The 12450-nt window shown below is 62.7% G+C and carries 6 protein-coding genes and 1 tRNA gene; all 7 read right to left on the reverse strand.

The genetic code is table 11. The features are described from left to right. Positions 1-24: 24 nt before the first annotated feature. A complete protein-coding gene (locus ASD15_RS15825; RefSeq protein ID WP_057155901.1) occupies positions 25-1542 on the reverse strand; it encodes a S8 family serine peptidase in 1518 nt (505 codons plus the stop codon). A gap of 147 nt (positions 1543-1689) precedes the next feature. Beyond that, positions 1690-2787, reverse strand: coding sequence for a S41 family peptidase (locus ASD15_RS15830; RefSeq protein WP_162249903.1), 1098 nt, complete (start codon positions 2785-2787; stop codon positions 1690-1692). Positions 2788-2923: 136 nt separating this feature from the next. Next, positions 2924-3676, reverse strand: a complete 753-nt coding sequence (locus tag ASD15_RS15835) for a LytTR family DNA-binding domain-containing protein (protein WP_057155903.1) — start codon at positions 3674-3676, stop codon at positions 2924-2926. Further along, on the reverse strand, positions 3676-5007 hold the full coding sequence (locus ASD15_RS15840; RefSeq protein ID WP_162249904.1) for a sensor histidine kinase: 1332 nt from the start codon (positions 5005-5007) through the stop codon (positions 3676-3678). Before ASD15_RS15840 ends, ASD15_RS15835 begins: the two co-directional genes overlap by 1 nt. A gap of 1436 nt (positions 5008-6443) precedes the next feature. Continuing rightward, a tRNA-Asn gene (locus ASD15_RS15845) sits at positions 6444-6519 on the reverse strand. Between the two features lie 87 nt (positions 6520-6606). Further along, positions 6607-8826, reverse strand: a complete 2220-nt coding sequence (locus tag ASD15_RS15850; protein WP_082551864.1) for a TonB-dependent receptor — start codon at positions 8824-8826, stop codon at positions 6607-6609. 206 nt (positions 8827-9032) lie between these two features. Beyond that, complete coding sequence (locus ASD15_RS15855; protein WP_082551865.1) at positions 9033-12374, reverse strand: DUF748 domain-containing protein; 3342 nt, start codon at positions 12372-12374, stop codon at positions 9033-9035. Between the last annotated feature and the right edge of the window lie 76 nt (positions 12375-12450).

Here is a 12450-nt window from a genome sequence, read left to right on the forward strand (position 1 = left end):
CGGCAACCGCCGGCCGCACCGGCATCAAGGCAGCAGCCCCAATCCCTCCAGGTCCTTGGGAAAGCCCAGCGGCTTGGCAGCCGCGTTGATCACCGCCAGCATGGCGGTGGCCCGCTTGCGGTCGCGCGCCATCGCCAGCACTTTCGGCTGCGCAGCCAGCAGCACGGCGGCAGCCCCCGCCGCCGCAGGGCAAGCCATCGAGGTGCCGCTCATCACGCCATGCCCTTTGCCCGGCAACGTGGAGACGATGCCCACGCCCGGCCCGGTCAGATCGATTTGCGTGCCGATGTTGGAGAACTGCGCAATGAAGGTTTCCTTATTGCTCGTTGCCGCCGGCGGCGCGACATCGAGCTGCTCGGACGAATCGGCCGGGAAGGTGCCCTGCTTGCCTGCCGCCGACACCGCAACCGACTCGGCCCATGCAGCAGGGTAGGACACCGGCTGGCGGCCATCGTTCCCCGCTGCCACGATGCACAGGGTACCCTGGTCGAAGGCGGACTTGATGGCGTCGCGCACGGCTTCATCGGGCGTATCGCCGCCCAGGCTGAGGTTCAGCAGATCGCACTTGTCCGCCACGCCCTGCTCTATCGCACGCAGGATGTCGTAGTTGCTGGCCCCGCCGCCCGCATTCGGAAACACCCGGTAGCTGTACAGCGTCGCGCCCGGCGCCACGCCCTGCTTGCCGCTGGGCTGCTGGCCGCGCGCGCCAACGATGCCCGCCACATGCGTGCCGTGCTCGCCTTCCAGCTTGGCCGGTCCCCAGCCGCCGGCATCGTTCTCGTCCGCGACGAAGGCGGCGCCACCCGCGACCGCCAGGTCTGGATGAGCACCATCGACGCCGGTATCGATCACGCCCACCCGCACACCGGCGCCGGCATCGGCCGCATGGTGCCCATACAAGGCATCAAGATAATCCGGCGTGGCCAGGTCGATCGGCGCGATGCTCTTCACACCGCCATCCTTGATCGTCACCGACCGCTCGCACAAGCCCCAATAACCGGCAGGCCCGTAGATCAGCAACAGTTCCAGCTTCTTGCTGGTGGTGGTGAACTTCAGGCTCACCAGGCCTTTGGCATTGGTGGTTCCCTGCTGCCCCACGCCGGCCGCCAAGTCCGTAAACGCCACCACCTGCGCGCCCTTCACCGGCTTGCCCGTGCCGGCGTCCGTCACCTTCAAGCCGATGCCGGCTACCGGTTTGGCCTGCGCCTTGCCGGTCGATTGCTTCACGATCTGCAGCCTGGGGCTGCGCGCCACGTGGTAACGCACCTCGGGCACCAGCTTGATGCCCGCGTTGCTGGCCTTGAGCGCCGCCGCCTCCGCATCGCTCAGTTCCACCAGCTTCGGCCCCGTCTCCGCCGTCGAATGGACCACTTTCACCGTCTTCGGCTTGGCCGCCTTGGCCGTGGTCTGCAACCCCGTCCGCACGAACAGGGCGCGGGTGAATTTCTCCTCGCTGGTGACGGTCAGCTTGAGCGCCGGCGAATACAGCCCGCGGTTGGACAGCAGCACATAACGTTGGACATTGGATGGTTTGACGGCCATTGCGATCTACCCTTCTGAATGGAAACGAGATCTGGGGATAGTACCGCCTTTGGCAAGGAGTTGCTAACACGATAAATCGGCGAAGGACGCTCGCGCGTCTGGTATCCATATTGGCGCGGACGCAAGCATCCGCACCTTTGTTCAGATTTACAAAGCCGTTTCCAATTCCGCGAGCTTTTTCTCAAGCATTGACCGCTCGTTCGGGTTGCTGATTTTCGGTAGCACCTGACGCAGGGCCAGCGCATTTGCTTTTGTCAGAGCCTTCTCTGATGCAACGGCCACATCAGGTTTCACGCCGGTCCCCTCCCAATCGCCTTGTGTGATCAGGTTGATCGAGCGCCCTACCGGTATGACGGCGACCAAGTTCGGATCGATACGGAACGGCTGGATTGGATGCGCACCGCCGCCGGTGGTTTCACCGACTACGGTGATGCGCTTGATCGCTTGGAGGTTGTATGTGAAATCTTCGGCTGCGGAGAAAGTTTGGCCGCTGGTCAACACGTAGACAGGCTTGTCTGCGCCAAAGCGCGCTCCGGGAACGGCTGGATCGCTCCAGAAGGAATTGGTTTCATTGTCAGCCCGGAAGTATATGTCCGACAGATGCACCTTCTTGTCGCCAAGCAGGTAGCTTGCCACATGCGCCACCATGCGCGGGTCGCCGCCCCGGTTTTCACGCAAGTCGATGATCATCGCGTTGCCATTGGCTGCCAGATTCATGGCGGCTGTGGCAGCCGCATTGGCGATACCCGCATCAAAGAACCCGTTGAACTTGAGGTACATAATATTGCCGGGTAGGCGCTCTACCCTTTCAAAGGAGAAATTGAGGTATTGCCCCATTTCGGTCATACGCTGCCGAACCTCGGCAGGCATGGCCTGGTTGAGAGAGGGCCGCGGGCGGTCAGGCTGCGCATTGGGAACGTAGCGGATGCTCAGGTGTTTGTCCGGGTGGGCAGCCTGGATATGTGTTGTCAGCAAGCCTGCAAATTCCGTCTCCGTCGCAGCCTTCTGGTAGTCGCCCTTGAGCAAATGATTGCGGACGGCGGCAGCCATCTTCTTGCCTTCGTCGGCGAAAACATACTTATCGGATAGGCGTTGGGCTAACAGGTCTACGGCAGCGGCCTTGTCTGCCGCGCTCAACGACCGCGATTGTTGCGCGGATGAGGCGGGCTTTTGTTCTTGTGCGCTGGCGGTGGGGAGGGCGATGACGCAGAAGATCATGGCTGCGGCGGGAAGGATGTGTCGCATAGTAGGATTTGGCTCCATATGGGATAAATGAATCAAAAGGTGCAAACGCTGTAATGCTCTTGTGTTGCCTGATACCGTCGGCATCGACTGTGCCACGATGCCGCGTGCTACTTGAACGCTTCCTGTCCGCTGCCAGCTACATCTGGCGGAACTGCCTGGTGTACGCTTCACTAACGGTCAAGCGCTCAGCCCGGCCCTTCAGGATCACCTCCAGGCCGGCGCCGCCGCGTCCCCCTTGTTCGCTGCGTTCGATCCGGTCGACAGCCTGCAGGTTGACGATGGCGCTGCGGTGGATTTGCGCGAACAGCTGTGGGTCCAGCTGCTCGAGCAGGGACTTGAGAGGCAGCCGGATCAGCGCATCGCCGTTCTCCGTCACCACCCGTGTGTACTTTTCGTCCGACTGGAAGTACAGCACTTCGCTCACCATCACCAGCCGCACCGTATTGCCGCTCGAAGCCTTGATCCACTTCAGGTATACAGGCGCGCGTTCCTGCTCGAACAGCTTTTCCCACACGGCCGGCGGCGGGCTTGCGACCACACGCGACTTCAGGCGACGGATCGTCTGCAGCAGGCGCGCGGTCGTCAGCGGCTTGACCAGGTAGTCGGACGCGCCGGCATCGAAAGCGGCCAGGGCATAGTCCGCGTAAGCCGTAACGAACACCACCTGGCAGGACTCGGGAATATGGCGCGCCACCTCCATGCCGTTCAGGCCGGGCATCTGGATGTCCAGGAACACGATGTCTGGCTTCAGCGCATCGATGCCCGCCACCGCGTCGATGCCGTTTTCGGCTTGGCCGGCGATCTGCAGCTCGGGCCACAGGACGCGCAACTGGTCCGTCAGTTCCGCCCGCAGCAGAGGCTCGTCTTCGACGATCAGGGCGCGGGGCATCAGGCAGGACTCCCCGCCACCGGCACCGTCAGCACGGCGCGCACGCCTTGTCCGTCGCCGGGCGCCACGAACAGGCTCGCCTCGCGTCCATACAACAGCTGCAGGCGCTCTGCGATATTGGCCAGTCCCGTGCCCTGCCCGGCCTGTTCAGTCAAGCCGACGCCGTCGTCAACCACAGACACGCCCAGCAACTCGCCGCTCCCCTTGCTCTCACACCTTGCGCTGATGGTGATCAGGCCAGGCCGGCTGGCCCGCTCCAACCCGTGTTTGACGGCGTTCTCCACAAGCGAGATCAGCATCGCGGGCGGGAACGGCAAGCCGCGCAAGTTCTCTTCCACGTCGACTGCGAAGCGTAGGCGCGTGCCCATGCGGATGCGCATCACCGCCAGGTAGTCGCTAACAAGATCCATCTCCCGTCCCAGGGTCGAGGACACCGAGCGCATATCCGGTAACGCGTTCTGCAGATAGCCGACCAGGTGGTCGAGCATGTCCTGCGCACCCTGCTGGTTGGTGCGGATCAAGTACTTCAGATTGGCCAGGGTATTGAACAGAAAGTGTGGCTCGACCTGGGCCTGCAAGGCCGACAGGCGCGCCTGCAGCGAGGTGCGTTCCAGCTCGCGTTCACGACGCGCCGCATCCAATACGTTTGCATGGCGCGCGAGGTGCTGGCGCAGTTGGACGCACACCATCTCGGCGGCCTTCAGCGACTCGCCCTGCTGGATCGCGAACCAGGCCAGGCCCGGGCGGCAACGCAGTTCGATGTGGCAACTGGGCCCCAAATCGGACGATACCCGCACCTCGACATGGCGCCCCAGCACCATCGGGCGCCATCGGCCCAGAACGATCCGGCCCTTGAAAGGATCGTGGAAGAACGCCGGTGGGCCTGAGTAGCCAAGCGCCGTGCCGAGCGCGAGTCCCGACAAGGATTCGGTGCACAGGTCAAAGGTGGTGCTGGAATTGAACGGCGCATCGATGCGGCGCGCCACCGAGGAAGCCATCCCCTCGGCACACAGCGCCTTGCCCTCCTCGCCCAGCCGGACCAGATAGCTGCGCGCGATCCCGCTCGACAGCAGCGCGAACCAGGCCATCACCGCCAGCACGATGCCGCCGATCATGTACGGACTCAGCTTGCGGGCCTCGGATTCGCCCGGCGCAGCCGTGCCGAAGTTCAGCCAGAGCGGCAGCAGCGCGATCGCCAGCGACAGGAACAGCAGCGAGCCGGCATTGAAGCGCAGCGCCGATTGCAGCAGGTAGCGGCGCACCAGGCGGCGGTCGTGCTTGACTTCCGGCACGGGAGCAGCGTTGAATGGCAAAAATCCGGGAGAACTCATTAAATTCCTCGTGTTGAACCTGTCCCGCCATTCTAGCGGCTCGGCTGCGCGTGTTTTGCCCATGCGACGAACACCCGCAAACCGGGGAGGAAACCGGCGCCAGCGGGATGAACACCGCCGACCGAATCGCCGACTGGGCCTGGCGGTCCAGACGAATATCGGCATGTGCCCACCTCGGCGGGAAAGCCGCAACTGGCGCGGGCATGAGGCAACCGCACTAAATGCAAGCGACGCGCCGCGACGGCGCCTCTGACCAGGCCATGCCGCCTCGCGACGGAAGACGCATTGCTAGTGGCCCCAACCGAAATTAAATTCTCAGTGCGATCCCATCTAAGTCACGTCCGTGCCATGCCCGTCCTGGCGGGAACACGTGTTTGTTTGGATTGGCAACATGCTATCCTGTGATCAAGGACCGCATTCGGCCAGCAGCAGACATTGGTATCACACAACTGACTTAGGTAGACATGCGAACTGGACACCATGATATTTGCCGACGCTTCGATGCGGAGTGCTTGCCACCTGAGCCTGCCCAGAAAGTAGGGATTGCGCTTGACTCGCTTGGCAAAGTGCCGCTGCATGCGGCCCGCCTAAATCCTGAAAATGGTACATGTGGCTGGTACATTTACGGTGGCGAATATTCAGCCGACGCAGACTTTTACCAACCACTTCATGTTGCCCACTTGGGAGACTATTGTCCGAGCATTCTCCCGTACTTGGCATTGCCGCCTGGATGGCGTGTATTACTCGCGCCAGGCTATGAGGATGTGTGGTTTGACAGCGAATTGCTGAAGAGCGAGCGATGACGTATAACGGCCAGAACCGGCCAGACAACTTTTACCTATAAGTGGGACACTTTGGAAGCCACAAAAACATGTAATTGCCCGATTCATGGCGAGCAAGGCATAGGACTGATATGTGTACACGTCGCTCATGCGACGGACGCAGGCAAGCGTGTCGGATTCTTCTGGGGCAGCGACGAGGATCTTGCGCGACCGGACGCCTGGTGCAAAGGATGCGAGGACAGGCTTGTGGCTCTAGGCGACAACAACGCTCAGGTATGGTTCAAAGAGGCAGACTTCAAGATTTTTTGCTGCCTATGTTGGGATCAGGCGAAACATGTCTGCGGTGGGTTTCCCACGTAACATGGATTGCTGCTGGCTTCTAAACGTCCGGTTTGGGGCGAGAACGGAAGTTGCAGGCAGGTCAGACCGAGATCGATAATAATCTGTGACGGCCCAGACTCCCTATCCGCTCCTGCTCGGCCCAGCATCCGCGGTCCCGTCAACCGCCGCCCGGCACCATGCGAACCTCGCCTCAGGAGTAGCCATCCCCTCGCACAATAGCCTCACTGCGGCCCGCTATGCGCGAACAGAAGGCATCTGAAACGCAAAAAGCCCAACCTGTTAAGGCTGGGCTTTTTGTTTGCTGCTGAATTCTGGCTCCCCGACCTGGACTCGAACCAGGGACCTGCGGATTAACAGTCCGTCGCTCTACCGACTGAGCTATCAGGGAAAAGAGGCCACATTATAGTGAGCCTTTTTCAGGCTGTCCAGAGCAGGTTGAAAATATTCTCCCGACCCCGGACAGCTTGCGGGCTGCTTAGAAGCTGCCCTTGAACTGCACGCCCCACTGGCGCGGCTCGTTGATGAAACCGGTCAGGTTGTTGAAGTCGATGGCGCCGGTGATGCGCTGGGTGTCGGTGATGTTGCGGCCGAATGCTGCCACTTCATACTTGCCGCCCGCCCAGTTGTAGCCCACGCGCACGCCGCCTTCGGTCAGCGGCTTGCCGGTGAACTCTTTGGCTTCGTACAGGAAGAAGTTCACCTTGCTGCGGTAGGACCAGTCGGTCAGCACAAACAAGTTGCCTTCGGCCAGCGGCCAGTTGTAGCGCGCGCTGGCGTTGAAGATCCACTTCGGCGCCTGCGGCAGCGCATTGCCGTCGATGACCACGCGGCCGGCCGCATTGATCGGATCGGTCACCGTACACTGCGCACACTTGTTCACCGACAGCGAGGCGTCGTTGATTTCGGTGAAGTTGTACGAACCGCTCAGCGCCACCTTGAACTGGTTGGTGATGAAGCCTTCGATCTCGCCTTCCAGGCCATGACCCTTGGTCTTGGCCGCGTTGATCAGCTTATTGACGTTGGAATTGCCGCCGACAACCGTCAGCTGCTGGTTCTTCACGTCATACTGATACACGCTCAGCGATGCGCGCGCGCGGCGGTTCAGCAGGTCTGCCTTCACGCCGGCCTCGACCGAGGTGATGGTTTCAGCGTCGGCCACGGTGATTGGCACCGAGGTCGATGCAGCGGCGATACTCGGAGCACGGAAGCCGGTCGCCAGGCGCGCGTATACACTCACGTCCTTGTTCAGCGCGTAGGTGCCGCTCAGGTCCCAGTTGATCTTGTCCTTGCTAGCCTCCACCGACTTCGGACCGACCAATGTGGTGTTGATCGCTTCCAGGGTGTTGAAGTCCTTCTTGTCCTTGGTGTAGCGCAGGCCACCGCGCACGGTGAACTGCTCGTTCACGGCGTAGTTGACGGAACCGAACGCCGCCCAGGCGGTGTTCTTCTGCTGGCTGGTGACGCGGGTGGTGCGCACGCCGGCGGTGTTGAAGTTGTCGGTGCCGCCGGTGGCATCTTCATTGAAGTAATACACGCCCGCCTGCCAGTTTATCGGACCGGCATTCTTCGACTCCACGCGGAACTCTTGCGAGTACTGCTTCAGGTCTGGAATGCTGCCTGCAGTCTCCACCTGGAACGGCACGGCCGGCGCGTTGCCCGGGTTACCGCCGTCGATGTCGCCGCGGCTCAGGTATTCGCTGATGGCTTCGTAGCCGGTGATGGAGTACAGCTTGACGGCGCCCAGGTCCCAGCTCAGGCGCACGTTGCCGCCGGCGGTTTTCAGGTTCTGGAAGTTCTGGCCGTTGGTGTAGATCTTGTCGGCGTCGAAACCATCAACCAGGTCGTTGGTGCCCTTCTTGATGATATTGGCGCGGAACAGGCGCGAGCTGCCGCTGGTGACGCGCTGGTGCACGTTGAACAGCGCGTTGAAGTCGGCGTTAGGCTTGTACAGCACTTGCACGCGCTCGGCGTGTTCGTTGTAGCCTTCCATCGAATCGTCTTCCTTGGTGAAGGCGTTCGAGACGTAGTCGTCGCGGTGCTGGCGCAGTGCGGACACGCGCACCGCCCATTCGTTCGACAGCGGAACATTGACCGCGCCTTCGACGTTGGTGGTGCCGTGGCTGGCGTAGGACAGGTTGTAATAGCCTTCCATGCCTTTCAGGCTAGGCTTGGCGGATTCGAACTTGACCACGCCGGCCGGGGTGTTACGGCCGAACAGCGTGCCTTGCGGACCGCGCAGCACTTCCACGTTGGCCAGGTCGAACATCGGATAGCCCTTGAGGATAGGGTTCTCTTGCACGACGTCGTCATAGATCAGCGACACGGGCTGGGATGCGAAGGTGCTGAAGTCGGCGTTGCCGTAGCCACGGATATAGAAGCGCGGGAACACGCGGCCGGTCGACGATTCCACGTTCAGGCTAGGCACTTTCCCAGCCAGTACGCGGATGTCCTGTCCGCCGGACAGGATCACGTCCAGCTTTTCATCCTTGAGCGAGGAGACCGATACCGGCACGTCGCGGATGTTTTCGGTACGGCGCTGCGCGGTCACGGTGACCGTCTCCAGCTGGCCGGCTTGCGCTTGCTGTGCATCTGCCGATTGGGCCATGGCCGCGCCGGCTGGCACCAGCGCGCTCAGCGCCAGTACGGCGCTGCCGGTGCGGGAAAAACGCTTCTGCATCTTGGACATCTTAATCATTCACATTCCTGTCTGGGTCGTGCTTGGTTAGAGAGAGTGTCTCCGCCCCTCCCTTGCCGGGAGTGTTATGTTGTGCAAAACGCAAAAGGCCGCGCTAGTAGCGCGGCCCAACACCTTGCATCAAAGAGCGCGAATTATATATGCCCTATATAAACGCGAACAACATTTTTTTCATGATATGTGTTATGCAAGACCAAAGAGAGCTATCAGCGCAGCGCGAAGTCCACGCCGCAGAATGACGGCGAAGCCTTGGCTGTGACGATGAAAACCCGCTCCGCCGGCACCGCGCCGGTGGTGATCAGCCACTCCTTGGCAGCTTGCGCGCGGCGTCCGCCCAAGGCCAGCACATCGGCTTCGGAGACGGCGGAATTGGCCAGCATCAGCTTTTCCATCTCCGCCTGCGGCAACGTCTTCTGCAGGCCGATGGCGTTCTTCGGCTTGGCAAAGGTTTCATCCTTGTACACGCGCGCCAGCAAAGCCGGGTACTCGTCCTTGCCCACCTCCACGCCGCCTTCGGGCACCGCGCCACGCGCCTGCAGGTCGCGCGTTTTCAGCTGGCGCACCTTGCGTTCGATGGCGACGTGCTTGAGCGCTTCCAGATCGGCAACCGGATCCACGCGGCCGGTGATGTCGAGCTTCAGGCCGGGACGCTCGGTAAGCGCCTTGGACAGGGAGCGCAGCCGCGTTTCGCTGGCCGGCAGCAGATTGGCGCGGCCGGCGTCGAAGTCCAGCTTGGACAGTTCTTCGCCGCCGCCGAACAGGGAGCCGATCAGCGCGAACGGCGAGGTCACCGTCTTCACGATGGCATTGCCGATGATCTTGAGGATGATGCCGCCCACCGAGAATTCCGGGTCGTCCAGCGAGCCGCCGATCGGTACGTTGATGTCGATCACGCCATTGCGGTCGCTCAGCAGCGCCACGGCCAGGCCCACTGGCAGCTTGGTCGCGTCGGGGTTGGTGCTTTCGCTGCCGAAGGTCAGCTGGTCGAGCACCAGGCGATTTTCGGCCTTCAGCGCGCGGTTTTCCAGCTGGTAGCCTACTTCGAAGGTCAGCTTGCCTTTTTCGATGCCGTAGCCGACATACTTGTCCGCGTAGGTCGACAGCTGCGCCAGCTCCATGCCACGCACCTCGGCCTTGAGGTCCAGCGACAGGTCGCGCTTGAGCGGGTTGACGCGGCCGGAGATCAGCAGCGGCGCGCTGTTGACTTCACCGCGCAGCGATACGATGGCATTGCTGTTGGCATCCGATGACAGGCCGGTGACGGTGCCGCCTATGCCTTTCAGGTTGGCGGTGTAGTTCGGTTTGATGAAGTTGTCGGTGAAGCGCACGCGTCCACCGGACAGCGTGAACTGGCCGATGCGGATGGGAGGCAGCGGCGTTGTATCGGCGGCCGGAGCGGCGGCCAGCGCTGCACCGGCGCCAGTTGCGGGGGCGGCCTTGGCTGCGTCGGCCTTGGCGGCCTTGGCAGCCTTGGCCTGCGCAATGGCGTCCTTGGCGCGCGAACCAGCTTCAGTCAGGCTGCGGTCTTCGTTGGCGGCGCTGCGCTTGATGTCCTGCACGTTGAGGCGGCCGGTTGGGTCGATGATTACGCGCGCGAAGAAGTCGCTCAGCGCCACCTTGTCCACGCTCATGGCGAACGGCTGCAGCTTCAGGTCCATGCCGCTGAACGACAGCGCTTTCCAGCTCAGGAAGTCGTTCGAGCTGGATTTATCGATCGTGGCCAGGTTGTTCAAGCCGACATCGCCCTTGAAGCCGCCCGCCAGCGCGCCATCCTTGCCGGTATCCAGCAGCAGCTTGCCCCTGGTGCTGAGTGCCGCCTGCGTGAAACGCAGGTTAACGTAGTCGGTGGCGTAAGGCTGCAGCGGCAGCAGGCCGATATTCTTCAGGTCCAGCGCCAGGTCGGCGCTGAACGGCGACAGGCCCAGCGTGCCGGCGATACCAAGCTGGCCGGTCTTGTTCACGGTCGCCTTCAGATCGAGCTTGCTGCGGCTGGCGGGAGCGCTGGAGACGTCCTGCAGCGCCAGGCTGACCGGCGACAGGGCAAAGACCGAAGGTTCGGCATGGCTGCGGTCGTCCACCCGCAGCGACCAGTCCTGGATGTCCACGCGGCCCACCGTCACCAGGTAGGGTTCGTCGCCGTCCTGGGCCTTGCCGGCGGGCCTCCCGGCCGCAGGCTGTGCGGCGGCGCGCTTGCCCTGCGTGTAAGCGAGGTTGGCGCCCGTGGATGCCATTTCGGCGATTGCCACGGTCTTCTTGCCGGTATCGGCTACGATGCCCCGTATGGTCGCGGCAAACTTTTCAACATCGGCCTTGGCGGCCGCTTGCGGCGTGTCGTCGGCGTAGCGCAGCGAGGCATTGGTGAACTCCAGTTCCTTCAGCGATACCAGCGTGCCCGCCGGCGGCTGCGCGGGTTTGGCGGCGGCCACCGCAGGCGCCGCTGCGCCAGCCGGCCCTGCCGCAGCGCTTGCAGATATTGCAGGCGCCGCCGACGCGGCAGATGCTGCAGGCGCCGCGGACGCCACTTTTGCAGCGGGGGCCGCCGGCAGCATCAGCTGCCCGAAATTGAGTTGCCCCTTGCGGTCGCGCGCCACTTCCACGTCCAGCCCGTCGAAGGCCACGCGTGCGAGGTCGTAGCGGCCGGCGAAGATATCCAGGCTGCCCAGCTTGGCGTCCAGTGCCGCCAGCTTCAGCAAGGGCTTGCCATCCGGCCGGGTCAGCGCCAGGTTTTTCAGGCTGGCGTCGCCCCGTATCACCAGCGCGGCCGCCTTGTCCTTGGGCTGCACAAAGCTGGCCGTCAGCCGCGTACTCAGCGAAGCGCTGGGCAGCTTGAAATTCGGCTTGCCCGGCAGGTAGTCCAGGTAGCGCGGCAGCGCCACGTCGTCCAGGTTCAATTCCACCTGCACTTCCTTCGCGGCGCCGAACGGAAGCGCCTTGCCCTTCAGGAGCAGCGGCGCGCCATTGATCTTCGCGCTCAGCAAAGGCTCGACAAACACCTGCACGTCGGCCGGCATGGACGACACGAACGGCACGCCCAGCTTCAGCCCCTCCACCGTATGCGTGGCGCGCGCGGGCATATCCTCGAACGCGATGCGCCCTCCTTCGAGCTGGATATTGTTCACCGCATAGCGCGCCGGCTCCGGCGACGGCGGCTGGCTGGCGGCCAGCGCGATGATGTCGTCTATGCTGTAGTGGTTCGCATCGGTGCGCACCAGGTGCACGTAAGGCTGCGCCAGCCGCACTTGCTGCACCACCGGCGCCATGCGCCACAGCGTCTCACCCGCCAGGTCCAGCGACAGCGCATCGAAACTGGCGAAAACGGCGCCGCCCTGCGGCTCCATCAGCTTGAAGCCGCGGATCTCCATCGCCAGCGTGAACGGATTGAATGTCACATCGTCGATGGTGAGCTGGCGGTGCAGCTTGTCGGCGGCGAGCTGCACGGCCTGGCTCTTGACGATAGCAGGCAGCGCCAGAAAGCCGATGCCGGCATACAGCGCCAGGGCGCCAGCGGCGACTGCCGGCACGACGCGTAGTAATGTTGTCTTTTTCATTGAATCATATTAGCCAATCCGCTGGCTTATTGAAAGTTTGCATTGTTGGACAGCCGGCGCGATCATGCAGTAAGGT

Source organism: Massilia sp. Root351, from assembly GCF_001425045.1.
Lineage (GTDB): Bacteria > Pseudomonadota > Gammaproteobacteria > Burkholderiales > Burkholderiaceae_D > Rugamonas.